General features: G+C 61.1%; 27 protein-coding genes, 1 pseudogene and 1 other annotated feature. Of the genes and pseudogenes, 12 read left to right on the top strand and 16 right to left on the bottom strand.

Annotated elements, in window-relative coordinates; genetic code table 11:
- Positions 1-6: 6 nt before the first annotated feature.
- From SERRSCBI_RS07825 to SERRSCBI_RS07800, 6 genes are all read right to left on the bottom strand, one after another.
- Positions 7-561 carry a fimbrial protein gene (locus SERRSCBI_RS07825; RefSeq protein ID WP_033642504.1) on the bottom strand — a complete coding sequence of 185 codons (555 nt, stop codon included), beginning with the start codon at positions 559-561 and terminating at the stop codon, positions 7-9.
- 50 nt (positions 562-611) lie between these two features.
- A complete protein-coding gene (locus SERRSCBI_RS07820; protein WP_042784069.1) occupies positions 612-1250 on the bottom strand; it encodes a fimbrial protein in 639 nt (212 codons plus the stop codon).
- A 74-nt stretch (positions 1251-1324) separates the two neighbouring features.
- Positions 1325-2089: a fimbria/pilus periplasmic chaperone gene (locus SERRSCBI_RS07815; RefSeq protein WP_089191437.1), complete on the bottom strand. Its 765-nt coding sequence runs from the start codon at positions 2087-2089 to the stop codon at positions 1325-1327.
- 79 nt (positions 2090-2168) lie between these two features.
- Positions 2169-4703: an outer membrane usher protein gene (locus tag SERRSCBI_RS07810; RefSeq protein ID WP_074446877.1), complete on the bottom strand. Its 2535-nt coding sequence runs from the start codon at positions 4701-4703 to the stop codon at positions 2169-2171.
- Between the two features lie 31 nt (positions 4704-4734).
- Entirely contained in the window at positions 4735-5289 is a 555-nt protein-coding gene (locus tag SERRSCBI_RS07805; RefSeq protein ID WP_042784068.1) for a fimbrial protein, read from the bottom strand.
- 78 nt (positions 5290-5367) lie between these two features.
- Entirely contained in the window at positions 5368-5889 is a 522-nt protein-coding gene (locus SERRSCBI_RS07800; protein ID WP_025302212.1) for a fimbrial protein, read from the bottom strand.
- A gap of 664 nt (positions 5890-6553) precedes the next feature.
- Between SERRSCBI_RS07800 and SERRSCBI_RS07795 the strand changes: the two genes are divergently transcribed.
- From SERRSCBI_RS07795 to SERRSCBI_RS07785, 3 genes are all read left to right on the top strand, one after another.
- On the top strand, positions 6554-6886 hold the full coding sequence (locus SERRSCBI_RS07795) for a hypothetical protein (protein ID WP_025302211.1): 333 nt from the start codon (positions 6554-6556) through the stop codon (positions 6884-6886).
- A gap of 232 nt (positions 6887-7118) precedes the next feature.
- Positions 7119-7937 carry a fimbrial protein gene (locus tag SERRSCBI_RS07790; protein WP_033644236.1) on the top strand — a complete coding sequence of 273 codons (819 nt, stop codon included), beginning with the start codon at positions 7119-7121 and terminating at the stop codon, positions 7935-7937.
- Positions 7938-7956: 19 nt separating this feature from the next.
- A complete protein-coding gene (locus tag SERRSCBI_RS07785; RefSeq protein ID WP_226772988.1) occupies positions 7957-8448 on the top strand; it encodes a fimbrial protein in 492 nt (163 codons plus the stop codon).
- 103 nt (positions 8449-8551) lie between these two features.
- Here SERRSCBI_RS07785 and SERRSCBI_RS07780 read toward each other — a convergent pair whose 3' ends face one another.
- Positions 8552-9757: a serine hydrolase gene (locus SERRSCBI_RS07780; protein ID WP_033633487.1), complete on the bottom strand. Its 1206-nt coding sequence runs from the start codon at positions 9755-9757 to the stop codon at positions 8552-8554.
- A gap of 467 nt (positions 9758-10224) precedes the next feature.
- On the opposite strand from SERRSCBI_RS07780, the gene SERRSCBI_RS07775 reads away from it, so the two are divergent.
- Both SERRSCBI_RS07775 and SERRSCBI_RS07770 read left to right on the top strand, forming a co-directional pair.
- Positions 10225-11592 (top strand): cystathionine beta-synthase, encoded by a 1368-nt coding sequence (locus SERRSCBI_RS07775; protein WP_042784067.1) that lies wholly within the window; start codon positions 10225-10227, stop codon positions 11590-11592.
- A gap of 12 nt (positions 11593-11604) precedes the next feature.
- A complete protein-coding gene (locus tag SERRSCBI_RS07770; RefSeq protein ID WP_033642498.1) occupies positions 11605-12750 on the top strand; it encodes a PLP-dependent aspartate aminotransferase family protein in 1146 nt (381 codons plus the stop codon).
- A 59-nt stretch (positions 12751-12809) separates the two neighbouring features.
- On the opposite strand, the gene SERRSCBI_RS07765 is transcribed toward SERRSCBI_RS07770, so the two are convergent.
- Positions 12810-13832 (bottom strand): isopenicillin N synthase family oxygenase, encoded by a 1023-nt coding sequence (locus SERRSCBI_RS07765; RefSeq protein WP_033644235.1) that lies wholly within the window; start codon positions 13830-13832, stop codon positions 12810-12812.
- Positions 13777-14013 carry a hypothetical protein gene (locus tag SERRSCBI_RS24005; RefSeq protein ID WP_071845076.1) on the bottom strand — a complete coding sequence of 79 codons (237 nt, stop codon included), beginning with the start codon at positions 14011-14013 and terminating at the stop codon, positions 13777-13779. The genes SERRSCBI_RS07765 and SERRSCBI_RS24005 overlap by 56 nt, the downstream gene beginning before the upstream one ends.
- Positions 14014-14120: 107 nt before the next feature.
- Here SERRSCBI_RS24005 and SERRSCBI_RS07760 point away from each other — a divergent pair, with 107 nt between their 5' ends.
- Entirely contained in the window at positions 14121-14777 is a 657-nt protein-coding gene (locus SERRSCBI_RS07760; RefSeq protein ID WP_033642497.1) for an HAD family phosphatase, read from the top strand.
- A gap of 92 nt (positions 14778-14869) precedes the next feature.
- Entirely contained in the window at positions 14870-15490 is a 621-nt protein-coding gene (locus SERRSCBI_RS07755) for a glutathione S-transferase family protein (RefSeq protein WP_033642496.1), read from the top strand.
- Positions 15491-15503: 13 nt separating this feature from the next.
- Here the strand turns inward: SERRSCBI_RS07755 and SERRSCBI_RS07750 are convergent, their stop codons facing one another.
- Complete coding sequence (locus SERRSCBI_RS07750) at positions 15504-16604, bottom strand: PQQ-dependent sugar dehydrogenase (RefSeq protein ID WP_033642495.1); 1101 nt, start codon at positions 16602-16604, stop codon at positions 15504-15506.
- A gap of 131 nt (positions 16605-16735) precedes the next feature.
- On the opposite strand from SERRSCBI_RS07750, the gene SERRSCBI_RS07745 reads away from it, so the two are divergent.
- Complete coding sequence (locus SERRSCBI_RS07745) at positions 16736-17155, top strand: GNAT family N-acetyltransferase (protein WP_033642494.1); 420 nt, start codon at positions 16736-16738, stop codon at positions 17153-17155.
- Positions 17156-17166: 11 nt separating this feature from the next.
- On the top strand, positions 17167-18150 hold the full coding sequence (locus SERRSCBI_RS07740) for a magnesium and cobalt transport protein CorA (RefSeq protein ID WP_033642493.1): 984 nt from the start codon (positions 17167-17169) through the stop codon (positions 18148-18150).
- Positions 18151-18223: 73 nt separating this feature from the next.
- Here SERRSCBI_RS07740 and SERRSCBI_RS25245 read toward each other — a convergent pair whose 3' ends face one another.
- The 5 genes and pseudogenes from SERRSCBI_RS25245 to speB form a co-directional block, all read right to left on the bottom strand.
- Positions 18224-18676 carry a nitrilase-related carbon-nitrogen hydrolase gene (locus SERRSCBI_RS25245; RefSeq protein ID WP_255352657.1) on the bottom strand — a complete coding sequence of 151 codons (453 nt, stop codon included), beginning with the start codon at positions 18674-18676 and terminating at the stop codon, positions 18224-18226.
- Between the two features lies 1 nt (position 18677).
- Positions 18678-19037: pseudogene (locus SERRSCBI_RS25240) on the bottom strand (nitrilase-related carbon-nitrogen hydrolase); the annotation flags it as partial.
- Positions 19034-20461 carry a cytosine permease gene (locus tag SERRSCBI_RS07730; protein ID WP_042784066.1) on the bottom strand — a complete coding sequence of 476 codons (1428 nt, stop codon included), beginning with the start codon at positions 20459-20461 and terminating at the stop codon, positions 19034-19036. The pseudogene SERRSCBI_RS25240 and the gene SERRSCBI_RS07730, both read right to left, overlap by 4 nt.
- A 16-nt stretch (positions 20462-20477) precedes the next feature.
- Complete coding sequence (locus SERRSCBI_RS07725; protein ID WP_042784065.1) at positions 20478-21863, bottom strand: sodium:solute symporter; 1386 nt, start codon at positions 21861-21863, stop codon at positions 20478-20480.
- Between the two features lie 77 nt (positions 21864-21940).
- Positions 21941-22873 (bottom strand): agmatinase, encoded by a 933-nt coding sequence (gene speB / locus SERRSCBI_RS07720; RefSeq protein ID WP_042784063.1) that lies wholly within the window; start codon positions 22871-22873, stop codon positions 21941-21943.
- A gap of 249 nt (positions 22874-23122) precedes the next feature.
- Here speB and SERRSCBI_RS07715 point away from each other — a divergent pair, with 249 nt between their 5' ends.
- Complete coding sequence (locus SERRSCBI_RS07715; RefSeq protein WP_042784061.1) at positions 23123-24037, top strand: LysR family transcriptional regulator; 915 nt, start codon at positions 23123-23125, stop codon at positions 24035-24037.
- 6 nt (positions 24038-24043) lie between these two features.
- Here SERRSCBI_RS07715 and SERRSCBI_RS07710 read toward each other — a convergent pair whose 3' ends face one another.
- Complete coding sequence (locus SERRSCBI_RS07710) at positions 24044-24868, bottom strand: SDR family oxidoreductase (RefSeq protein WP_033642487.1); 825 nt, start codon at positions 24866-24868, stop codon at positions 24044-24046.
- Between the two features lie 229 nt (positions 24869-25097).
- On the opposite strand from SERRSCBI_RS07710, the gene hisL reads away from it, so the two are divergent.
- Together hisL and hisG are read left to right on the top strand one after the other, a co-directional pair.
- Positions 25098-25145: a his operon leader peptide gene (gene hisL / locus SERRSCBI_RS24675; protein ID WP_156965121.1), complete on the top strand. Its 48-nt coding sequence runs from the start codon at positions 25098-25100 to the stop codon at positions 25143-25145.
- Positions 25121-25247, top strand: a sequence feature (His leader region). It overlaps the preceding gene by 25 nt.
- Positions 25248-25317: 70 nt before the next feature.
- Positions 25318-26217, top strand: a complete 900-nt coding sequence (gene hisG / locus SERRSCBI_RS07705; RefSeq protein ID WP_015377256.1) for an ATP phosphoribosyltransferase — start codon at positions 25318-25320, stop codon at positions 26215-26217.
- The last annotated feature ends 2 nt before the right edge of the window (positions 26218-26219 follow it).

The raw sequence follows: 26219 nt of genomic DNA, 5'->3' as shown, positions 1-26219 counted from the left end.
AGGCGCTTATTCGTATTCCAACGTGAAGGTGGCCACCGCGCTGAAGGTGCCGCGGCCGATGGACTTCGTCTGGATGGCTTCCGGCTCTCCCTGCACATAGGCTTGCAGCGTGAGTGTGGTGTTGCCGGCGTTCAGACGGAATTTATCGCTGGCGCGATTGAGCGGCAGCGCCTTGCCGCTGCTGTCCTCCAGCCCGATGCCGATCCCCGACGCCAGGCTGCCGCCATCCAACGCCAACAGGCCGGGCAGTTTGGCGTTCTCAGTACCGGTAAACGTAATGGCCACCGTATTGCCCAGGCTGAGATCGCACTCGGTCAGGTGCAACGCGAAGGTTTGGCTGTGGGTGCGGGTGTTCAGGTACAGGTATTTGTCGACGATGGTGCCGAAATCCAGTTGGATGTCCTCATCCCCCGGTTGTATGACACACGGCTCGGCCACCAGCGTACCGTGAAAGCGCATGTTTTCCGCCGCAGCCGCCGGCTGCGCCATCATGCCGGCCAGCATCACCATGCCGGCTCCCAGCAGCGCGCTTCGGCGCCGGTTCGTCTCTGTCGCGCGCATGACGCCACTCCCTTTGGTTATGCTTGCGCCTGCCAGGCGCAAGCGGCGTATTAGTCGTAATAAAGACGGAAATCGATCGCCGCGCGGTAAGCGCCGGCGCTCAGCGTCGCCGGAGTGCGCACCGGCGTCACCGTATACGTCAGGGTGTTTTGTCCCGGCGTCAGCAATACCGGTTTGTTGCGCGCGCCGAGGCGGACCGGCAGACCGTGGGCATCCGCCAACTGCAACCCCAAACCGGTGACGCCGGCGACGCTGACCAGACCCGGCGCGTCGTCATCCGTCGGCGCGGAAAACGCGACGGACACCGCAGGCTGGCTGCCGCTCCAGGCCAGAACCCCGGTCCAGGCGTCGCGGTTGCTCGCCGGCGCCCGCAGGCAGTCTTTCAGCGTCAGCTCGAAGGCGACCGGCGTGCCGCGATCGCCCGGGCGCTGGAAGTGCGCCGTTCCCGTCTCGCCCAGCCATACCTCCTGGCGGGCGGTGGTCATTTCCAGGCTGCAGGCGCTTTCCGTTAACGCGCCGTAGACGTGGAGCGTGCCGTTCGCCCCCTCAACGTCCCAGTTATCCACCGCGCGGGCCGGTGGCATCAGCATCAGCATCGTGCCCGCCGTCAGCGGCACCATCAGCGCGGCCAACACCGTCAGGCCAATAGTGCGTCGCTGATGACGTTCATAGGCCTTTCCCAACAGCATGGGGTTCTTTCGTTGCATGATTCGTTCACTCCGCTGTGTTCATGACTTGGTCTTCCCTGCTTGCGCGCGGCGCGTCATTTGGCGACCGGCACGACCTGGCAGGCATTGCCGGCGCAGCGGAAGTTCAACTGCGGCCGACCACCGTAATCGTTGATGTACGCCAGCGACGGGCCGCTGCCGAGGCTCGCGGCTGAGACGTTCAGCGAGGCGCTGGCCTTCGGCGCCACCATCAACGGTTCAAAGCCGGCGGCCCCTTTCCCGCCCTTGCCGGCGCTCGCCTCAACGATCGTCACGTAATACGGGGTCGGATTGTTCACCACGTACTTGTCACCCTGCCGGGTCAGCGTCAGCTGCTCCTGCCACGGTGCGGCGTTCTTTTTCGGGGCGAGCGCCGCCGGGCGATAAAACATTTTGATGCGCGTCTGCAACGCTATCTGCAGCGTGTTCGGCTTATTGCTGCGCGGCGGGATCTCGCGCAGGTTGAAGTAATACAGCGTCTCTCTGTCCTGCGGCAGCTGACGCGCCGCCGGCAGCGACTGGATCTTCACCTGGCTCGGTTTGCCCGGCTCCACCCGCTGCACCGGCGGCAGCACGGTGAAAGGGCTTTGGATCTTGTTGCCGCGATCGTCTTCAATCCACCCCTGGGCCAGATAGGGCAATTGCTTATTCTGATTGCTGATGTTGAGGCTGACCGTTTTCTGGTCGCCGTCGAAAATCACGCGCGTGCGATCCAGCGCGATAGCCGCATGGGCGGGCAGGCCGATCGCGCCGATCGTCAACGCGGCGGCGAGCGAGCTCAAAAGGGAAACGGTCTTTCTGGTCATAGTCAGATTCATCATGTCTTCACGGTTCCAGTCAGCCGAAGGCGGGCGATTCCGCCCCGGCGGTTTAGCGGCGAAGCACGCTCCGCCGGGGGTATCAGTTGGCGTTCTCCGCCGGCTTGTTACCGGTGAGAGGACGGCAAGGCAGCAGCAACGTGTTCATCAGCATTTCGGCCGGCAACGGCGCCGGCAGCTGGATTTCACACTGCGCCGCACCGTTCCAGTGCACGCTCATGCGCTCGCCGGGGTTGAGGCCGGACAGGTAAACGCTGCCGCCGTCATTGATGATGCCGGTCTCCTGTTTGCGGGCATTCAGCACCGTGGCGCCAAACGGCGGCTCACTGCCGTCCGCCAGCTTGACGATCGCCATCGCCTTCTCGCCGGCAATCACCTCGAACTTGCGGTAGCCGATGGCGCCCTCGGTCAACGTGGCCTGCACCACGGAACGCGTCGCCTCGACGTTGTCGCCCAGGCTGTTGAGATCGATGCTGGCCTTGTTGCGGTAGTAGCTGTTCACATCCGCCACCACCGCCTTGCCGTAACGGTTGGTCAGCACCGTACTGCCGTAGCCACGCACCGGCACGCCGGCGACGCCTTCGGTATCGAGCAGCAAGCGCGTGCCGCCCGGCGTATTGACCCGATGCAGCACCGCCCCTTCCGCCGCCATCGTCAGGCCGCCCTGCGCGCCGATGCCGACGGCGCTGTAGCGACCGGCCTGGTAGCTGGCGTTGGCGTTGATCTGCGCCATATCGCCCTGATGGCTGTAATACCCGCTGGCGGTCGCCCCACTGCGCGCGGCGCCCGCGCTGATCTGATAGTTGTTGTGTTCATCGACCCGGTTGTAGTAACCGACCCGATGAGCGTTCTCTTCACGATCGAGCGTCATGTTGTAACTGAGCGTCCCGGCGCTGCCCCAGGGCAGCGACAGCGACAGGTACATCCCGTCGTCGTTGCGCTCGTTGTAACGGTTGCGATAGGCCGACAGCGATACGCTGACGTTCTTGAAATCGCCGATATCGAAGTAGCGCGATACCATCAGGTTGTAACGATCGTTCGGCGCCCGATCCCAATAGGTTTGGTGGCTGTAGTTGAGATAGGTGCTGAGCCCCAGATCGCGGAACTGTTTGTTGAAGGTGATGGTGTACATCTCCTTGCTCTTGCCGCTGCGTCCCCCTTCGTAACGCGCATCGAGGTAGTCCCCCATGCTCATGAAGTCCTCCTGGGAGAAGCGGTAACCGGCGAAGGTGACCTGGCTGTCGTATTCATCGAAGTTCTTCGAATAGCTCAACCGATACGAACCGCCGGTAAGCGTGCCCTCCTGCGGCAAACGCGCGCGCGACTGCGTGGCGTCGAACGACAGCGCCCCCAGCGCCATCAGATCGCGCCCGATCCCCAGCGACAGCGCGTTGTAATCGCCGCCGGCGATGCCACCGCCGTACAGCGACCAGCCGTTGCTGATGCCCCAGGAGAACTCGCCGGTGCCGAACATCGGCCCGCGCAGGTGATGCCCCCACTCCGACGGTTTGCCCGTCGCCAGCTTGTAACGCACCGTGCCCGGGCGCGTCAGGTAAGGAATGTTGGCGGTGTTCATCTTGAACTCCTGCACACTGCCGTCCTGCTCTTCGACGCGCACGTCCAGCTCGCCGGAAACGGCGTCGTTGATGTCCTGAATGCGGAACGGCCCCGCCGCCACTTGCGTTTCATACAGCACGCGCCCTTGCTGGCTGACCACCACCTTGGCGTTGGTTTTCGCCACGCCGGTCACTTCCGGCGCATAGCCGCGCAGGTTGGGCGGCAACATGCTGTCGTCGGATCGCAGACTGACGCCGGTAAAGCGCAGGCTGTCGAAAATGTCGGAGTTCAGGTAATCCTCCCCCATCGTCAGCCGCGAACGCAGCGCCGGGATCGCCCGATAGGCGTAATAGCGGCTCCAGTCGAACTGTTTGTCAGTCGGCTGAGAAGATCCGGTCTGGTGGTTGAGGTTGGCCTGCCAGTCGGCGCGCAGGCGCCAGGCGCCCAGGTTGGCGCCGCCGGTGCCGTTGCCGCTCAGGCTGTAGCTGCTGCCGCCTTTCTGGTGCTTTTGCGTTTGGGCGTTGACGTTATAGTCAAACAGCAGCCCGGGAATACCGTCATCCCAGCGCGAAGGCGGATCCCAGTTTTCCGAGCTGTACTCCAGATAGGCCTGTGGGATGTTGAGATACAGCGCGGAACTGGCGAGATCGCCGCGCGCTTCCATCCCCGCCAGACTGGAGGCGTCAAGGCAGCGGCCGCCGTGTGTCCAGTTCAGCGTGCTTAACAGCTTTTCTTTCAGCCCCAGTTGGTTGACCAATGCCGGTGAAAGACAGGCTTCGCTGCCTTTAGGATCGTTCTCAGGCGCCAAAAACGTCACCGGCTGTTCCGGCAGGTCGTTCTTATTGACGTGCACCACCATGGTATAAACGCCCGGCATGATGTAGCCGCTGCGCGTAAATTGGCTCAGATCGATATTTTTACGATCGTTGATGTCTAATACGTCAGTATTGAATTGAATAACGTCGGCGGCATAGACCAACGCGATCGGATTTCCCAGAGAAAGGGCAACACAAAGCCCCAAAGCTTGAAGACGAAATAACTTCCCTGCCGGTGAAAGCATAATAAAAGTCCTTTCAATAACGAATTAACCGTCAGTACGAGAAAAAATACAAAAATAAATCCAGCTTAAAACGCACTGTGGAAAAATACGCTCCCGCCTTCAACGGCTGATGATTCGGCATCAACGTCATGGAATAATTCAGCACTCTATTTCCCGGTATTATTCCTTCCATCGGTAAGGGTTTCCCTGGAATAACCGGCGTGCCGTTGCTGTCTTTTATCTTCAATGCGACGCCGCGCGCCTCGCCCTGTACGCCAAACAGAGCGCCTTCCGCATAACCATCAAACGTGACCTGAAAGAATTTCCAATCAGGTTTATTTTCCGGCCGTTCCAAAATGCAGTTGACCAATTCAATACTGAAAGGTTTGGTCATCCCCTGGCCGTCACGAATGATCTGCCCGAGAGGAAGAGTGTCCATATCGATCGTCTGATCGCGGCTGCCGGCGGCAATGGCGCAGGCGGTGTCGATAATGGCGCCGTGCATGCTGACCTTGCCCCACCCCTGCGCGGCGGAAGTTGCATAGCCGGGCGCAAACGCCAACGACGCCAAAAGAACGGCACCCGCTCGATTCCTTGGTAAAAACATCGCGACATTCCTTTGACAGGGAGATTCACCAGGCATGCGGCGAGCCCCATGCCTGGTTGATTAAGCCTTCGGACTCACTTACTGATAAGCCAGGGTGAAATCGGCTACGGCGGTGAAGTCGCCCGGAACGATGGCGGCGGAAGCGCCTTCGCCCTGCAGGTAGGCGGCGAAATGCAGGGTGTTGTTGCCGGTGTTCAGGGTCTGCGCGGTAGTCGCTTCACCCAATTTGATCGGCTGGCCGTTGTAAGAGATGGCTACGCCGGCGCCGCTGGCGGTGCCCGCGATGCCCAGCAGATCCTTATCGGTAGACGATGCTACGCCGCTGAAGGTGGTTTTAACGGTTTTCAGGGTGGTGATGTCGCACTGCTCCAGCTTGATTTCAAACGGACGCGGGTTGGATTTGCCGCCGTTTTTCAACGCCACGTTGGACACCTGGCCCAGATCTACGGTCTGATCGATCGACTCAGGCGCAATAGAGCATGGCGCATCAATAATAGAGCCCGTGAAAGTGACCTTACCGTGTCCCTGATCGGCTGCCTGTGCAAAAGAACTTGCGCCAAATGCAATCACTGCAGCCATCATGATTTTGTTAAGTTTCATAGAACCTATATTCCTTATAAGAAAAAATGCATATTCCAATCAAGAAAAAGAGCAACAGGAAACCTGCTCGCGCTTATATGTGCGCAGCCCTGATTCTTTAGCATCTTGCTAGTTGGTTAACTGCCAAAACCCAAAGGCACCGACAATAAAAAGTCGATAACGGTAAGTCTGCAGCGGCCCACCCATTAATGAATTCGTCCTATAAAAATAAACGAAACCACAACGAGCAGGGGCCAATACTTTCTAATCCGCCCTTCTTGTCCGGCGATGAATATTCTGGCAAATGCCTCTCAGCAAAAAAAGGCTTTTTTTGATCAAGGCGAACATTCGCAATTTATTTCCTAATTAAAGTTAATTTACTGTTATTTTTAGGCTCATAGATCGTAAAAAATACTTTTATAGAGCAATATCCTGTTTTTGCGAGATTCACAAGTAATCAGATCGCAAAGTGGCTCTTTGTGAATATAATAAACCAAAATTTTAGGTTTCTGCGTGACGCCACCCCTGCCTGAACATAGGTAAAAACGGGGCGGGCAACGCCTTTTTTTTCAATCCTGATAAATAGATAGGAATTTTCTTTGTTCGCGTTTTACCTCGTTGTTGGTAGACGGCGAATGTTTGTTTTTTCTTAGGAATACGGCAATCGGAATACAGAGGAAGTGCTATGGAAGCGTTATCTCCGAAACAAAAGGAAATACGGCAATTGCAGCACGATCTGCTGCAAACATTATTCGCGCAATCGCCCCGTCAATGTCCCGTCGCCGGGCCGCCGCCACAGCAGCAGTGGCTTTCGACACGGCAACTGGCCAATGCCGTCAACGTCGGTGTTTACCGAGCTCGACGGCTGTTATTGGATCTTGTCGCCCGACAAGAAGTGATTGTGACGGACGGCTCCATCAACAACTCGTTGAGGTGGTATCCCACCGCGTTGCTGGACGGTGGCGATAACAACGGCATACCCAACAAAGATGCATCTCACTCTCCTTTAACGGAATAAATATGGCCAGCCGGCCTGATTGGCAATATTTCATTGCGGAGTAACGCCGCACACCATTTATATATATCGGGATATTATCGTGAGAAAAACAGCCCTGCTATTTTTACGTTGCTGCCTGGCACTCTCTTTCTTCCTGCTGTTTGGCAACGCCAACGCATTTACTTGCCGCACGTCCGATGGCGGACTTATTCCCCCGGGGGGATCGGCCACGCCGGTTGACGTCCGGGTTCGCATCGGGCCGCAGCTTTCTTATGGCAAAAACGAAATCGTCAACGTCAGCCAGGTCACCTGTAAAAACGACGTCGCGAGCTGGTACGACTATCTCAAAACCGATAGCCCGGCGCTGTCGATGAACGGCGCGATTTTTGGCTCGATCGGCAGCGGCACGACCATCAACGGCAGCGACTATAACTCCCCGGTGCCTGCCGGCATCAGCGTACTCAGCCTCACCGGCTTGCAGACCCAGTCTGTCGCCATCCGGGTCTATATCGTGTTGAACCGTTTCCCAACGCCGGACATCAAGGTGAATAAGGGTGACGTCATCGGCCAAATCAACTTTATTCAGACCAACGATCAACCGGGCTGCCCACAGTGCGGCGTTTATCGCTGGCGCCTGATCGCCGACAACGACGCCTACTTCGTCACCACCAGTTGCACCATCAACAACGGCCAGCAAATTAATGTCGATTTTGGTCAGATCCGCCAGGACTTCCTGACCCAGAGCGCCAACGACGCCCAGATCAAACAGGACAAAGCGCTCAGCTACCAGTGCGACGATCAGAGTGCGACGCAGGATATTCTGATCCGGATGGTCAGCGACGCCAGCGGATTCTCCAGCGATTTTATCAAGACCACCAACCCCAACGTCGGCGTGGCCATGGTGTACAACGGCGCGGTGGTAAAGCCCAACAATGCCTTCAGAACGCGCATCGTCAACGGTCTGGGCAACGACACCGTCACCTTTGTGCCGGTGAAGAACAATGTCCCTTACACCAGCATCGCCACCGGTCCGCTGTCGGGCTCGGCCACGCTGATCTTCAGCGCACCTTGAGACGGGAGCCAGAATGAACATGACGATAAAAACGGGCTGCGCCCTGCTGTTGGCGCTGGAGTTGATTAGCTCGGCCGCTCAGGCCGCCGATCAGGGCACCAAAGTCAACATCACCGCCACCGTGGTGGCGCCTCCGCCTTGCGTGATCAACGACGGGCGCACCATCGATATCGACTTCGGCAAGGTCGGCATCAAACGCATCGACGGCAGCCGCTATATGCAACGCATCGATTACAGCATCAAATGCGAGTTTCTGGATAACAGCCGCCAGTTGAAAATGAAGATCATGGGCAGCGCGGCGGCCTTTGACAACAGCGTGTTGACCAGCAGCGTCACTGGATTGGGCATCAAGCTGTTGGCCAACGGTAAGGCCTTCGCCATCAATACGCCGCTGAACATCGACTACGCCAATCCGCCGACGCTTGATGCAGTGCCGGTGAAAAACAGCGCCGTCACCCTGGCGGAAGGCGACTTCTCCAGCGGAGCCACCATGCTGGTGGACTATTTTTAAAGCGCCGCTTCGGCCGGATACTGAAAATAAAAAAAAGCCGCAACGTCTCCGTTGCGGCTTGGTCGAGGATGGTGCGCCCGGGGCGCTCCTCACATCAGGCTATTCAGCCGAAGATCCCGCCGAACCACTGGCTCAGCTTCATCATCACCATATCCCAGATGCGGCTGAAGAAGTTGCCCTCTTTCACCTCTTGCATCACCACCAGCGGGTGCTGTTCGATGGTTTTGCCATCCAGCTGGAAATCGATGGTGCCGACCACCTGGTTTTTCGCCAGCGGCGCTTCCAGCGTCGGTTGGGTCAGCTTGTAGCTGGCCTTCAGGTTTTTCATCTGCCCTTTCGGAATGGTGACCGAGGCGTCTTTCGCCACGCCGAGCGGCACTTCGCTGACGTCGCCGAACCACACTTTCTGGGTGACGAATGGTTTATCGGCCTTGATCGGCGTCGCGGTTTCATAGAAGCGGAAGCCCCAGGTCAACAGCTTTTCGCTTTCGCTAAAGCGCACGCGATCGCTCGGCGCGCCCAGCACCACCGAGATCAGGCGCATCGGGCCGTCGGTGGCGGACGCCACCAGGTTGTGACCGGCGCCGCTGGTGTAGCCGGTCTTGATGCCGTCAACGTTCAGGTTGCTGCTCCACAGCAGACGGTTGCGGTTAATCTGGCGGATCTTATTGAAGGTGAACTCTTTCTCTTTATGCAGCGCGTATTCGTCCGGCACGTCGCGGATCAGCGCCTGACTCAACAGCGCCATGTCGCGCGCGGTGCTGTACTGCCCTTCCGCATCCAGGCCGTGCACCGTCAGGAAGTGGGTATTCTGCAGGCCCAGGGATTTGGCGTAGTTGTTCATCAGGCCGACGAACGAATCCTGGCTGCCCGCCACGTAGTCCGCCAGCGCGATGCTGGCGTCGTTGCCGGACTGGATCACGATGCCCTTATTCAGTTCCAGCACCGGCACCTGATCGCCCGGCTTGATGAACATCAGCGAAGAGCCGCGCAGCGCCGGGTTACCGGGCGCCCAGGCGTCTTTGCCGACGGTGACCATGTCTTCCGGCTTGATCTTGCCGGCCTTGATCGCCTGGCCGATCACGTAGCTGGACATGATCTTGGTCAGGCTGGCGGGATCGAGACGCGTATCGGCATTGCCTTCAGTCAGCACCTTGCCGCTGTTGTAATCCATCAGAATGAAGGCCTTGGCGTCTACCTGCGGCGGCGCCGGCGGCTCGGCCGCGTGTACGGCCGGGGCGGCCAGCAACAGGATGCCTACGCTGAAGGTCAGTTTTTTCAGGGAAGTGGATAAGTTTTTTTTCATCATGACGTCGCCAGAGTGTCCATTCAAAACCATTGAAATAGCGTTAACTTTCAAACATGTTCACGTTTTAAGCCAACCAGCGAGAGTGGCCCGGTGCGCGCGTGCCGGCCGCAACCCCCTGCGGCGCCCGTAGCGGGTAACACAACACACCGAAAATGCCCTTGCTGTGAGTTTATGTGATTTATCTTATTTTTGCAGGGTTTAGCGTGAATTTTCAGCATTTTTACATAACTGTACGCAGGCACGCACTTATCGTTCAAAAAAGCATCGAGACGCGCACATTCGCCCCCATCGACGGCTAAACGGCCAAGCATCTGCACCGCTAAACATCTGCGCTTCCATACGTCTAAAAAAGATTAATATATTCCATAATGGCATATAGAACCGTTATTTGTTCTTTTTAAAGCGCTTATCCTCAGCGCTATCATCCGCACAACGACTTTTATACCGAATAATCCTGGAGATGAGTCATGGCGATCCCCCATTCCGTCATCGAGATGATTGGCAATACCCCGATGTTGGAACTGACCCAGTTTGATACCGGCCCGTGCCGGCTGTTCGTCAAGCTGGAGAACCAAAACCCCGGCGGTTCGATCAAAGACCGCGTGGCGCTGTCGATGATCGAGCAGGCCGAGCGCGACGGCAAACTGCAGCCGGGCGGCACCATCATCGAAGCCACCGCCGGCAATACCGGCCTGGGGTTGGCGCTGGTGGCGGCGCTGAAAGGCTATAAGCTGCTGCTGGTGGTGCCGGACAAGATGAGCCGCGAAAAGATCTTCCACCTGCGCGCGTTGGGGGTAGAGGTGTTGCTGACCCGTTCGGACGTCGGCAAGGGGCACCCAGCTTATTATCAGGATTACGCTAAACGCCTGGCCGGGGAGATCCCCGGTGCCTTTTATATCGATCAGTTCAACAACCCGGCCAACCCGGCGGCCCATACCACCACCACCGCGCCCGAACTGTGGCGGCAGATGGATCATGACGTGGACGCCATCGTGGTCGGCGTCGGTTCCGGCGGCACGCTGGGCGGGTTGAGCCGCTATTTCGCCGAGGTTTCGCCGCAGACGGAATTCGTGCTGGCCGACCCTGCCGGCTCTATCCTGGCGGACTATCTCGACCACGGCCAAATCGGCGAAGCGGGCAGTTGGCTGGTGGAAGGCATCGGCGAAGACTTCGTCCCGCCGCTCAGCGACTTTGACCAGGTGCGCCACGCTTACCGCATCGGCGATGAAGAAGCCTTCACCACCGCGCGCGATCTGCTGCGCAAGGAAGGCGTGCTGGCGGGCTCCTCCACCGGCACCCTGCTGGCCGCCGCTCTGCGTTACTGCCGCGCGCAAACCGAACCCAAGCGGGTCGTGACCTTCGTTTGCGACAGCGGCAACAAATACCTGTCTAAAATGTATAACGACCACTGGATGCTGGAGCAGGGCCTGCTGAGCAAACCGCAGCACGGCGATCTGCGCGATCTGATCGCTTATCGCCACGACGAAGGCGCCGCCGTTTCCGCCGCGCCGGACGACACGCTGGCGATCGTGCACGCCCGCATGCGGCTGTACGACATCTCGCAGCTACCGGTGCTGGAAGGCGATCGGGTGGTCGGATTGATCGATGAGTGGGATCTGCTGAACGCCGTCCAGGCCGACGCCGCCCACTTCAGCCTGCCGGCCGGCAGCGCGATGACCAAGCAGGTCCAGACGCTGCAAAAGGAAGCCGGCTACGAGGAATTACAGGCCACCTTCAACCATGGCCACGTCGCGGTGGTGCTCGACGGCGAGCGCTTCCTCGGCCTGATTACCCGCACAGACGTGCTTAACGCCTGGCGCCAAAAATTACGTTAATAAGGATCCATTATGGCCAAGTTTGATACGTTGACCGTTCACGCCGGTTACACCCCGGACGCGACCGGCGCAGTGATGCCGGCGATTTACGCCACCTCCACCTACGCCCAACCGGCGCCGGGCGAACATACCGGCTACGAATACTCCCGCAGCGCCAACCCGACGCGCACCGCGCTGGAAAGCGCCATCGCCGAACTGGAAGGCGGCAGCCGCGGCTACGCCTTCGCCTCCGGTCTGGCGGCCTGCTCCACGGTGCTGGAGCTGCTCGATAAAGACAGCCACCTGATCGCGGTAGACGACCTGTACGGCGGCACCTATCGCCTGCTGGAAAAAGTGCGCAGCCGCACCGCCGGCCTGCGCGTGACTTACGTGTCGCCGGCGGATCTCGCCGGGCTGGAACAGGCGATCGAGCCGGATACCAAAATGATCTGGGTCGAAACGCCGACCAACCCGCTGCTCAAGCTGGCGGATCTGAGCGCCATCGCCGCGATCGCCAAAAAGCATCAGCTCATCAGCGTGGCGGACAACACCTTCGCCTCGCCGTATCTGCAACGTCCGCTGGATCTGGGCTTTGACGTGGTGGTGCACTCCGCCACCAAATACCTTAACGGCCACTCCGATGTGGTGGCGGGCGTCGCGGCGGTGGGGAATAACCCGGCGCTGGCGGAACAGCTCGGTTTCCTGCAAAACGCGGTCGGCGGCATTCTCGATCCGTTCAGCAGCTTCCTGACGCTGCGCGGCATTCGCACTCTGGCACTGCGCATGCAGCGCCACAGCGACAGCGCGCTGCGCATCGCCCAGTGGCTGGAGAGCCAGCCGCAGGTGGAAAACGTCTATTACCCCGGCCTGCCGAGCCATCCGCAGCATGAGCTGGCGGCACGCCAGATGACGCGCTTCGGCGGCATGATCTCGGTACGGCTGAAAGGCGACGACGCCTATGCGCGCCGGGTCATCCAGCGTTCGCGCCTGTTCACCCTGGCGGAAAGCCTGGGCGGCGTGGAAAGCCTGATCAGCCAGCCGTTCAGCATGACGCACGCCTCCATTCCGCTGGAACAGCGCCTGGAAACCGGCATCACGCCGCAGCTGGTGCGCCTGTCGGTAGGGATTGAGGATGTGGAAGATCTGATCGCCGATCTGCAGCAGGCGCTGGCGGAATAATCACCGCATCAGCGCACCATCAGCCCGGCCGACGCGCCGGGCTTTTTTACGCCCGGCGTTCAGACGCCGATGACGTCCTGATAAAAACGGTGCGCCACATCGGGGTGAGAGCGGATGCGCCCTTTCAGGTAATTGTCGCCCACGTCGCGAAACAGCGGGTTGAGCGGATCGCTGGCCGGGCCGCGCGCCTGCGCCGCCAGCTGCGGCGGCAGTTGATACAGCGGCACCACCGCGTCCAGCCGCGCGCCGAGGAAGAAAGCGATCGACAACCTGTCGCGCCCCGCCGGCGGCGTTTCCACCCGGTGCACCGTGGCGCGCAGGTAGCCGTTGGTCGCCAGCTCCAGCAGCTCGCCGATGTTCACCACGAAGGTGTCTTCACGCGGCTGCGCGTCTATCCATTGCCCTTCGCTCACCTCTACCTGCAGCCCTTTTTGCGCGTCCTGCAGCAAAAAGCTGAGAAACCCGGAGTCCTTGTGCGCGCCGACGCCCTGTGCGCTGCCGGTGGCGTCCCGCCCCGGATAGCGGATAAGTTTGATGTGCTCGTTGGGCTTCTCGCCGTACAAGCGATCGAACGCCTGCTCCGGCAGCGACAGCGCCAAAGCGAAAGCGCGCAGCAGCCGCAGCGACATGGCGGTCATGGCCTGTTGCCACTGCAGCAGCAGCGGTTTCAGCGTCGGCAGCGCCGCCGGCCACTGGTTTGGCCCCTGCAGGCGCGCCCAGCGCGGCGTGTCATCAGACAGCGTCAGCGCCGGGCGTTCAGCGCCGATATCGAACTGCTCGCGCCAGTCAGGCTGCCCGCGCGTGAGTTCCGCCGCCGCCCGGTTGTAACCGCGAAAGTGCGGCGAATGCACCATCTGCACCGCCAGCTTGTCGGCTTCCGGCAGGGCGAAGAATTGCCGCGCGGCGTGCTGCAGCCGCGCATTCAGCGCGCCGTCCACGCCGTGCCCACGCAGATAGAAAAAACCGACATCGCGGGCCGCCGCGCGCAGATCGTCGAGAAAGGCGCGCCGTTGGCGCGCATCACCGTCAAGCTGCGAAAGATCCAGCAGCGGCAGCGTCTTCTGCGTCGTCAGATGCGTCATCATGCGGTTCCTCTTCTTCCCCGATAACGATCGGGCTGCCATACAGGCGAATAATCAACATTGTCACTCCCCAGCGGGTAGCTGCATTTGCTTCATAGTTATCACCGCGCTCGCCGGAGCGGCCAATATTGTTGCGTTCTAAGTTATGCAAACGTTCAACAAACTGTCGCAAAACCGTCATCAATGTTTCTTATGCTCTGCGCAATTTCGCCGACGCCGCTGGCTGGCGACGTGCGCTATCCGCTATCCTGTAAACGACCTCATACCCTGCCTGCCGGAGAAATACTGATGGATTTAGCCTTATTCGACCTGGATGAAACCCTGATTGACGATGACAGCGCCAGCCTGTGGATCCGCTGGCTGGTCGGCCAGGGGTTCGCGCCGGCGGAGCTGGAACTGCAGGAGCAGCAGCTGATGCAGCTCTATTATCAGGGCAAGCTGTCGATGGAGGACTACATGCAGGCCACGCTGGCGCCGCTGGCCGGCCTGAGCGTGCAAACCGTGGCCGGCTGGGTGCAGCGTTACATCCGCCGCGACATCCTGCCGCGCGTCTATCCCGCCGCCCGCGAACGCCTGCAGTGGCACCGCGAACGCGGCGACTGCATCCTGGTGATCTCCGCCACCGGCGAGCATCTGGTGGCGCCGATCGCCGAACAGCTCGGCGCCGACGATGCGCTGGCGATCGGCGTGGAAATCAGCGATGGCCGCTTCACCGGCAACACCTACGGCACCATGACCTATCAACAGGGCAAGGTGATCCGCCTGCAGCACTGGCTGGCGCAGCACCCGCACCTGAAGTTCGAGCACAGCCACGGCTACAGCGACTCTCTCAATGACAAGGCGATGCTGCAATTCGTCGACAGCGCCACGGTGATCAACCCCGACAGCGAACTGAGCGCGCTGGCGGCGGAGCGCGGCTGGGAAGTGTGCCGCTGGGAACGCTGAGCGGCAGACAAAAAAGTGCCCTGCGGTGTGACAAAAAGCGCGTTGTGGCGTAGGTATAGAGGGTCCTTATTATCCGCTAACGGAGTTATCCCATGCTGACCATTTGGGGTCGTGAGAATTCGAACAACGTCAGGAAGGTGCTGTGGTGCGCCGCCGAATTGGGGCTCAACTACACCCACATCAACGCCGGCGGGGCGTTCGGCAAAGTCAACGAAGAGAGTTACCGCGCGTTGAACCCGAACGGCCTGGTGCCGCTGCTGCAGGACGATGACTTCGTGCTGTGGGAGTCCAACACCATCGTGCGCTACCTGGCGGCGAAATTCGGCGACGCGACGTTCTATCCGCAAGATCTGCAGGCGCGCGCCGCCGCCGAGAAATGGATGGACTGGACCACCTCGACGATTGTCCCGGCCTTCACCATCGTCTTTTGGGGCCTGATACGCACCGCGCCGGAGCTGCGCGACATGGCGAAAATCGAAACGGCGATCGCCACGCTGGAAAAACACTTCGACGTCATCGAACAGACGCTGGCGCACCAGCCTTACCTCTCCGGCGGCGCGTTCGGTTTCGGCGATATCCCGCTCGGCAGCTTCGCCTACGCCTGGTTCGAAATGCCGATCGCCCGCCGCCCGCGGCCGAACATGGAGCGCTGGTATCAGCAACTGCGCGCACGCCCGGCCTACCAGCGCGGCGTGATGAGCGCACTCACCTGACGCGTGCGGGGCGTTACGACGCCCCGACCTTCAGCAGCTTGCCGTCCCGTTCGTCCGTCAGCAGATACAGGTAGCCATCCGGCCCGCTGCGCACCTCGCGGATGCGTTCGCCGCGATCGCCCAGCAGCCGCTCTTCCGCCACCACCTTGTCCCCCTTCAGCGTCAGGCGAATCAGTGCCTTTTGCGCCAGCGCGCCGATGAACAGCGAGTGCCGCCAGGCGGGGAAGCGCTGCCCATCATAGAACGCCATGCCGCTGAGGCCGGGCGAAACCCGCCAATAGTGGAGCGGTTGTTCGGTGCCGGGCACCCGCTCCCCTTTCGCCTCGGGGATCGGCTGGCCGGAATAGTTGATGCCGTAGGTGGCCAGCGGCCAGCCGTAGTTTTTACCCGGCAGCGGGATGTTGAGCTCATCGCCGCCGCGTGGACCGTGCTCATGCTCCCAGATTGCGCCGCTCCACGGGTTCAACGCCAGCCCTTGCGGATTGCGGTGGCCGTAAGACCAAACCTCCGGGCGTTTACCTGCCTGGCCGACCCAGGGGTTGTCCGGCGGCACGGCGCCCTCGGCGGTCAGCCGCACCAGCTTGCCCTGCAATTTGTCGGTCTCTTGCGCCGTCGGCCGCTGATTGTTTTCGCCCAGCGTGATAAACAGGTAGCCTTGCCGATCAAACGCCAATTTGCCGCCGAAGTGATTGCCGACCGACAGCTTGGGCTGCTGACGGAAGATCACCTTAAAGTTTTCCAGCCGCGCGCCATCGTCGCTCAGGCGGCCATAGCCGACCGCCGTGCCGGCTTTGCCGCCCTCGCCCGGTTCGGCGAAGCTGAGATACACCCGGCGGCTGGCGGCGAAATCGGGCGCCGGCAGCACCTCCAGCAGGCCGCCCTGCCCTTCGGCGTAGACCTGCGGCACACCGGCGATCGGCGGCGACAGCCCTTTATCCTGCTGCCACAGCCGCAGCCGGCCGGGCCGTTCGGTGATAAGCAGGCCTTGTTCCGCCGGCAAGAAGGCCAGCGACCAAGGGTGTTCCAGGCCGTCCTGCAATTGGCTGACCGTCGGCGCGGCGTGCGCCAGGCCGCTGCACAGCAGCAAACCGGCCAGCAGAGTCAATCGGGGCATGGCGTCCTCCTGAAGATGAAATGACCAGTTTAGTGTAGCCCACTCAGCGGCCGCGGTCGTTTGCATTACATTTCAACGGGTTGCCTTTTAGCCGCCATGTGCTTAAGTTAATCCATTACCCAGGAGGAAAAATGGACATTACCGTTACCGACGCGATCGACGAACAAACCCTCGATGCGATCAGGCAAGGCCTGCGCGCTTACAACCTGCCGCATATCGACGCCAGCCACCGCAAGCCGCTCAGCGTCTATGCGCGCGACGAAGCCGGCGCGGTGATCGGCGGCCTGACCGCCGAAACCTGGGGCAACTGGCTGAGCGTCGAGTGGCTATGGGTGGCGGATACCCAGCGCGGCAGCGGCCTCGGCGGCCGGCTGATGCGCGCCGCCGAGCATGAGGCGCAGGCGCGCGGCTGCCGCTACGCCCGCCTCGACACCTTCAGCTTCCAGGCGCGACCGTTCTACGAAAAGCTCGGCTATCAGCTGCAAATGACGCTGAAAGAGTATCCGGTAGAACATGAGTGTTATTTACTTACCAAAACGCTGACTGATTAATGGATGGACGGATGGACAGCAAAAGCATGGTGGTGAACTGTGTGGCGTACAAAGCCGGCCAACGGCTGGGCGAAGTGACCATCGACGATATCAGCGAGGTGGTCAAACAGCCCGACACCTTCATCTGGCTGGGATTAAGGCAGCCTGAGCCGGCGTTTATGCGCAAGGTGCAGGAGGAGTTCGGGCTGCACGATTTGGCGATCGAAGACGCGCTGTGCGCGCACCAGCGGCCGAAACTGGAGACCTACGGCGACTCGCTGTTCATCGTGGTGAAAACCGCGCAGTGGGGCGAGCACGACGAAATCGAATATGGCGAAACCCACTTCTTCGTCGGCAAAAACTTTCTGGTGACGGTGCGCCACGGCGCTTCGCCCAGTTACGCGCCGATCCGCGCCAAGGCGGAAGAGAACCACAAGCAGATGTGCCGCGGGCCGGGCTTCGCCCTCTATTCGGTGTTGGACTTCGTGGTGGATAACTACCGCAGCGTGGTGGCGCGCTTCGAGAGCACCATCGAGAACATTGAAGCCAACATGTTTCAGTCAGAGTTCGATCAGGCGGCGATCGAGAACGTCTATACCCTGCGCCGCCATCTGCTGGCGCTGCGCAACGCCGCGCTGCCGATGGATGAAATCTGCAACCAGCTGATCCGCCTGCACGAAGAGGTGATCCCGAAAGAGCTGCGCGCCTACGTGCGCGACGTGCAAGATCACGCCCATCAGGTGGTCAGCAATATCGACGACATGCGCGAAATGCTGACCAACGCCATGCACGTCAACCTGGCGCTGGTGACGGTCAAACAAAACGAAGTGGTGAAACGGCTGGCGGGTTGGGGGGCAATCTTGGCCATCCCGACGGTGGTCTTCAGCCTGTACGGGATGAACTTCGCCGACATGCCGGAACTGAAGTTCCCGTGGGCCTATCACGCCACGCTGGGAGTGACCGCCGTCGGCTGCATTTTCCTGTATCAGAAACTGAAGAAATCGGGCTGGCTGTAAGCGCCAGAACGGCGCTTTTCCCGCCGACGAAAACGATCGCGGGGCGGCTGGGATCACCGGCCGCCCCGCCGCTTCAATACAGCATCGGACGCCGATCGCGATGCACGTGATTGTGGCGGCCGATGTGCTTGTCATCGGCAGCGCCGATATCCATCGATGCCAGCACCATGCCTTCGCCTGTCAGGCTCTGCGTCAACGGATAGCCGTCGGCGTCGACGATCACCGAACCGCCGATCCACGCAACGCCGCGCTCCGTTTCGCAACGATCGCACACCGCGATGAACAGCCGATTGACGGCGGCGTTGGCCTGCGCCTTCACCATCTCCGCCGGCCGTTCGCCCTGCGGGCGCGGCGCCAGCGGCCAGTTGACCGGCGCGCACAGCAGCTGAGCACCGGCCAACGCAGGCAAGCGCACCCACTCCGGAAACTCGAGGTCGTAACAGATCATCACCGCCAACCGGCCAAAAACGCGTCTCGACGACCGGCGGCGGCCGATCGCCGGCGGTAAAGATCGAACTCTCTTCATGCCACAGGTGCGCTTTGCGATAAATCGCCCTCACCCCCTGCGCATCGATCAACGCCGCGCTGTTGGCCACCTCACCCTCGGGCAGGCGCTCGCAAAAACCGGCGACGATCGCCACATCCAGCTCACTCGCCAGGGCACACCACAGGCTGAGGCTAGGGCCGTCTTCGGCCTCGGCCAACGCCCGCGCCTCCGCCTTGTCGCGCAGCACATAGCCGCTGTTCACCAACTCCGGCAACACGATGACGTTGGCGCCACGCTGCGCTGCCCGGCGGATCGCCTGGGCGGACAGCGCCCGATTGTGCTCCGCTTCCCCTACCCGCAGCGCCAACTGGCAGCATGCGACGCTGATTTTTTCCTTCACTCCCGTTCTCCTTCCAATAATCCCTCGCAACGCAACGCCACCCGCCGTTCGGCTTCGAGATCGAGCTTTCGGCACATGACGACATAAACGCTCCCGGCCACCAGCAAGCCGATCAGAAAAGCGATATCCGCGCCGCCCAGTAAAACAGCAAAGGGGCCGGTGTAAAAGCCCAACGTCATGAACGGCACCATCGCCAGCAGGCCGATCGCGTAGGCCGTCAGACCGGAGCCGCCCCAACGGCCGTAGATCCCCGCCGGGTTGAAGATTTCACCTATCGCGTAATGCCCGCCGCGCACCACGTAAAAGTCCATCAGATTCACCGCCGTCCAGGGCACCAGGAAATACAGCATCAGCAGCACGAAGGTATTGAAGCTGGCGAGATAGCTCGCCGGGATAGCCAACGCCACCGCGAACACCGTCAGAGCGACGACGCCGATGCCGGCCATGCGTAATTTCAACGTTGGCGTCACTTTACGGAACGCGTCAATCGCGCTGAGGCTGGTCAGCATTGCGCCATAACAGTTGACCGCCATGATACCGACCAGCGAAGGCACAGCGATCAACACGGCCAGCGTGCCGAACCCCGGATAGATGCCATTCCCCACCGCCTGTACGCTGCCGATCGCATCGGGAGCCGGTAATGCTGAGGCCAGAAACGCGCCCAGCGACATCAGCCAAAGCGCCGATCCGGCCGCCCCCAGATAAGTCCAAAAGATCACGTTGGCCGACGGCGTTTCATGCGGCAAATAGCGCGAGTAGTCGGAGACATACACCGCGTAGCTGATCTGGTAGCCGGCGGCCGCCGACAGCTGAATCAAAAAAGCCGCCCACGAAAAATGCCCGGCGCCGACGACAGCGTCCATCCGCAGCGACAGCACGGCACCGACCGTCAGCACGCCGAACACCGCCATCATCACATAGGTCAGCCAGCGCTGCACCGCATGCAGCATATCGTGGCCGACGATCGCCAACAGCACGGCCACCGCGATCAGCAACGCATACCAGGGCGGACGGTGACCCGGCAATACCGTGTTGATCGCATCGGTCGCGAGAATAACGTTGAACACGTTGAAACCGATGTAAACAAACACCACGGCGGCAAAGGGAACGATGGCGCCACGCAGGCCGAATTGGGCCCGCGACTGGATCATCTGTGGCGGCCCCATGCGCGGCCCCTGATTGGCATGACACGCCATGAAGAACGTGCCGAACCCCACGCCGACGACAATGGCCAGCATCGAATAAAGCGCGCCCAACCCCAACGCCGGGCCGGTGAAACCGACCACCATCGTCGTCAAAACGAAATTACCGGTGAACCAAAACGGCGCCTGATGCCAAACCTTGCCATGCCGCTCGTGACGGGGCACATAGTCTATCGAGCGCACTTCAATTTTTGGGCGTGGCGCCACATTGCGATTGTTCATGTCCCACCTCGTCGTTTCAACGCTCGGTTTGGGTCTGCAGCTGCGGCGCCGGGCGGCTCAGCAGGCTGCCCAGCACGAAGGCGACGCCGCCGCCCAGCAGACCGCCGTAGATCGGGCTGTTGGCGTCGATGCCGTGCCAGATCATCAGCCCCACCACGCACAGGCTGCCGGTCAGCATGCTGGCGATGGCGCCGGCGCTGGTGGCGCGCGGCCAGAAGATAGCCCCCACCAACGGGATCAGCATGCCGCCCACCAACAGGTTGTAAGCCAGCGTTAGCGCCGCCAGCACGTCGCGCACCACAAACGCCAGCCCCAGCATGACCGCGCCCATGAAAAGCGTGGTGAAGCGCCCGGCGGCCAACCCGCCAGAAGGTTTGCGCCGGATGGCCGGCAGCACGTCCTCCAGCGCGATGGTCGAAGACGCCAACAGACAGGCGCTGGCGGTGGACATCAGCGCCGCCAGGGCCGCCGCGGCCACCAGCCCGCTGACGCCGACCGGCAACACCGCTTGCGCGATGGCGGCGAAGGCGCCGTCGGTATTACTGAGCGACGGCAGCACGATCTTGCCGGCCATGCCGATCAGCGCGCCGGTCACGCCGTACAGCACGCAATAGACGCCCGCCCCCAGCCCGGCGAAGCGCGCCACATTGGCGCTACGGGCGGTGAACACCCGCTGCCAGATGTCCTGACCGATCAAAATGCCGAAGAAGTAGATCAGGAAAAATACCAGAATAGTATCCAGCCCGATCGACGACAGCTGGTAGTAACCGGCGGGCAGCAGGCTGGTGAACGCCTCCCAGCCGCCGGCCTTGACGATACTCATCGGCATCAGCACCAGCATCATGCCGACGGTCATGATGATGAACTGAATGATGTCGGTCAGCGTCAGCGACCACATGCCCCCCAGCGTCGAATACAGCACCACCAGCCCGCCGCCGAGTAGGATAGACGCGCTGAACGACAGGCCGAACATCACCTGCATCACGCTGCCGATGGCGATGATCGAGGTCACCGCCACCATCAGGTCATACGCCAGCATGATCGCGCCGCTGGTGACCCGCGCCGCCGGGTGATACCGCCGCGACAGCACCTGGCTGACGGTATACAGCTTCAGTTTGAGCAGCGGTTTGGCCAGCACCAGACTCAGCACCACAATGCCCAGCCCGAGCGCGCCGCACAGCCAGACGCCGGAGATGCCGTAGGTGTAGCCGAGCTTGACGCTGCCGATGGTCGACGCGCCGCCGAGCACCACCGCCGACAGCGTGCCCAGATACAGCCCCGGCCCCAGGTTGCGCCCGGCCACCAGATACGCCTCTTTGGAGTTGGCGCGGCGAATGCCCATCCACCCCACCGCGCCTATCACCAAAAAGTAAATCACCACAACCAGCAGATCGAAATTCATGGGTACCTCCACTCCGTTGTTATTGTTATCAGGGGGCCCGACGCAACCGCTCCGCCGGCAGGGTCAGTACGCCGGCCTCAGCTGGCCGGCAGCACGCACAGCATTTCAAACAGCAGGTTGGCCGCCAGCAGCGCCGTATTGCCGGAGCGATCGTAAGGCGGCGACACCTCCACCACGTCGCCGCCAATCAGGTTCAGCCCACGGCAGCCGCGCACGATCTCCAGCCCTTGCCAAACCGACAGTCCGCCGACCTCCGGCGTGCCGGTGCCCGGCGCGAAGGCCGGATCCAGCCCGTCGATATCGAAACTGAGATAAACCAGCGCATCGCCCATCTGCTCGCGGATCTCCGCCATCAGCGGCGTCAGCGACCGATGCCAGCAGGCTTCGGCCGGCACCACGCGGAAGCCCTGGCGCCGTGACCAATCGAAGTCATCCGCCGCATAGCCGCTGCCGCGCAGACCAATCTGCACCACTTTTTCCGGCGCCAGCAGCCCCTCCTCAAACGCGCGGCGGAAGGTGGTGCCGTGCGCCAGCTGTTCGCCAAACATCTCCTCGTTGGTGTCGGAATGCGCATCGACGTGGATCAGCCCGACCGGGCCATGTCGGCGGGCGATGGCGCGCAGCACCGGCAGCGTCAGGGTGTGGTCGCCGCCGAGCGTCAACGGCGTGCAGCCGTGCGCCAGGATCTCGCGGTAAGCCGCCTCGATGCGCCGTACGCTGTCCGCCAGGCTGTAGGGGTTAATGGCGACGTCCCCCAGATCGGCCACCTGCAGCCGTTCGAATGGGGCGGAGCCGGTGCCCATGTTGTAGGGGCGGATCATCACCGACTCCTGGCGGATCTGGCGCGGGCCATAGCGGGTGCCGCTGCGATTGGAGGTGCCGATATCCAGAGGAATGCCGACAAAGGCGGCGTCCAGACCACGCGCCTGATCGGCGGCGGGCAGGCGCATCATGGTGGGGAGACCGGCAAAGCGCGGCATGTCGTTGCCGCTTTGGGGTTGGTTCAGCATGGCGTTTCCTTGTCTTGGGCTGCGATAAATTGAAACATTTAAGCAACATTCGCAGACTACCCCGTTGACCGCACCGGCTACCATTCCCGCTTTTGCATGTAAACATCGAAAAACACGATGTAACTAACCCATTGAAGCGTTGATTTTTATTTCAATCTCATGCCATAAGAAAGGCCATATCTTCAGCGCCGCGCCTATTTCTTCGATGTTAAAAATGGGTTAAGCGGCCGACGTTCTGCGGAGGGGGCGATGCTCACTAACCTAAGCGATATCGATCTGAAGCTGTTGCGGGTGTTCGTCGCGGTGGCGGAAGCCCAGGGCGTCAGCGCCGCACAGGAAACGCTGCTGATGAACCAATCCACCATCAGCACCCATCTGGCCTCGCTGGAAACGCGACTGGGTTTTCGCCTGTGCCAGCGCGGGCGCTCCGGCTTCCGGCTGACGCCAAAAGGGGAACGCATGCTGATCGCCTGCCGTTCCTTGTTCAACGCCGCCCGCGACTTCACCCGGGTCAGCCAGTCGCTGAACGGCCTGCTGACCGGCGATCTGCAAATCGGTCTGGTGGATAACCTGGTTTCACTGCCGGGCAACCCGTTCAGTCAGGCCATCAAGCACTTTCAGCGGCGCCGCCAGGACGTGCAATTGCAGTGCCGCATCTGTTCACCGAACGAGATTGAACAAGGGCTGCTGCACCGGCAGCTCGATCTGGGCATCGGCTACTTTGGCCAGCAGCTGGAGGCGTTGCGTTATCAACCGTGGCTGGAGGAGACGCAGGCGATCTATTGCAGTGAGGATCACCCGCTGTTCGCGGTGGAAGAACCCGAGCGCGAGCAGATTGAAAACGCGCGCTGGGTCAAGCGCGGCTACCTGCTGGCGCAGCAGCTGTGCCCGATAGCCCCGCCGCATCTGGCCGCGGTGGCCCACCACATGGAGAGCGTCGCCCATCTGGTGCTGAGCGGCACCTGTCTCGGTTATCTGCCCACCCACTATGCGGCGCGCTGGGTGGAGCAAGGGCTGCTGCGGCAGTTGGGCGGCACGGCGCTCTCTTACCGCGCCACGCTCAGCCTGGTCAGCCGCCCCGTCCAACCCGACGAGGCGTTGAACGCGCTGCTGGAGGATTTGGCGCGCGCCGGCGAAAAAAAGCCCCGCATGCGCGGGGCCTGACGGACGTTAACTGACCGGCATGCGCGCCGGATCGGGATACTGGTATTCAAAACCCAGCTCGTTGCAGATGCGGTTGCCGTCCACCAGCCGCTCATCCTGTTCCGCTTCGTCGGCAAACTGCGGCGGCTCCAGGTGCAGCTGCTCGGCCAGGGCCGGATAAAAATCGCGCTTGGCCGGATGACGCGGCGCGCACAGGTTGTACACGTGGCCGCCCTTCGGCAGCTTGAGCAGCAGTTGGATGGCGGCGATGACGTCGTCCTGGTGCACCAGATTCACCCCCTGCGACCCGCCCTTCACATCGAGCTTTCCCGCCAGGAAGCGGCCGGGGTGACGATCGGCGCCCACCAGCCCCGCCAGGCGCAGAATGTCCACCGAGGTATTCGGCAGCTCGTGCAGCCAGCGCTCCAGCTCGGCCAATACCCGGCCGGACGGCGAGACCGGCCGCAGCGGCGACTCTTCGCGCAGCGTGCCGGCGGTTTCGCCATACACCGAAGTGGAACTGGTGAAGATCACCCGCGGCACGCCGAAAGCCATTGCGCTGTCCACCAGCATGCGCACCGCATTGAAATAGTTCTCGCTGCCTTCGACGGTGCGGCGCGCGGGCAGCGTGACCACCAACGCATCCACGCGCAGCAGCGACGCCAGATCGTCCGGGTCGCAGATCAATTCCGGCGTCAGTTCCAACTGATAACATTCGATGCCGCTCATCCGCGCGGCCTCGACGCCGTCCGGCGTGGTTTTGCTGCCGACCACGTCGTACCCGCGGCCCATCAGCGACAACGCCAGCGGCATGCCCAACCAACCCAGACCAATAATGGCTACCTTTTTCATCCTCTTCCTCTCCTGAAGATCGCAGCGCCCTGCCCCTAAGGCTACGCCACTGCGCGCGGCGATACAATCTGACCGGCTTAAGGTTAGGTAAAGCCGCGTGTGGCTAATAACTCAACCTGTTTCAATAAATTAAATTTATGACGATAAAAAAGAGTTGCACGGCGGACAGCGGATAGTTTAGCTTAATTGCCATACGGTTTTTTACCGACTTTTGCTGAGAGAAAACACCATGACACGCGTTCAGTTCAACCACCATCATCTCCATCACCCTGACTAGTCTTTCAGGCGATGTGTGCTGGAAGACGGTTTGTTAATCTTCCAGTGGCGCGCAGAACGCAAGAGAGAGCCCTCGGAAGATTTCTTCCGAGGGTTTTTTTTTGGCTCCGGACAGACAGAAAGAATAGTTTTTACAATAAATTCATAAAATTACAGATTAAACAGAGGTTACCATGCTGGACAAGACACGTTTACGGATCGCAATGCAGAAGTCGGGCCGCCTGAGCGATGAATCCCAGGAATTGCTGGCGCGCTGCGGCATCAAGATTAACCTGCAGCAGCAGCGTCTGATCGCCTTCGCCGAAAACATGCCGATCGATATCCTGCGCGTGCGCGACGACGACATTCCGGGTCTGGTGATGGACGGCGTGGTCGATCTCGGCATCATCGGCGAGAACGTGCTGGAAGAAGAGCTGCTCAGCCGCCGCGCCCAGGGTGAAGACCCGCGCTACTTCACCCTGCGCCGCCTCGATTTCGGCGGCTGCCGCCTGTCGCTGGCCACCCCGCTCGACGCCGAATACGCCGGCCCGCAAAGCCTGCAGGACGCCCGCATCGCCACCTCTTACCCGCACCTGCTGAAGCAATATCTCGACAAACAGGGCGTGCGCTTCAAATCTTGCCTGCTGAACGGCTCGGTGGAAGTGGCGCCGCGCGCCGGCCTGGCCGACGCCATCTGCGATCTGGTCTCTACCGGCGCCACGCTGGAGGCCAACGGCCTGCGCGAAGTGGAGGTGATCTACCGCTCCAAAGCTTGCCTGATCCAGCGCGACGGCGAAATGCCTGAAGCCAAACAGCAGCTGATTGACCGCCTGATGACCCGCATTCAGGGCGTGATCCAGGCGCGCGAATCCAAATACATCATGCTGCACGCGCCGAGCGAGAAACTGGACGAGATCGTCGCGCTGCTGCCGGGCGCCGAACGCCCGACCATTCTGCCGCTGGCCGGCGCGCAGAACCGCGTGGCGATGCACATGGTCAGCAGCGAAACCCTGTTCTGGGAAACCATGGAAAAACTGAAAGCGCTCGGCGCCAGCTCGATTCTGGTGCTGCCGATTGAAAAGATGATGGAGTAACG

It is taken from the genome of Serratia sp. SCBI, assembly GCF_000747565.1.
GTDB lineage: Bacteria > Pseudomonadota > Gammaproteobacteria > Enterobacterales > Enterobacteriaceae > Serratia > Serratia ureilytica.
This window is presented reverse-complemented; position numbering and strand designations above follow the sequence as displayed.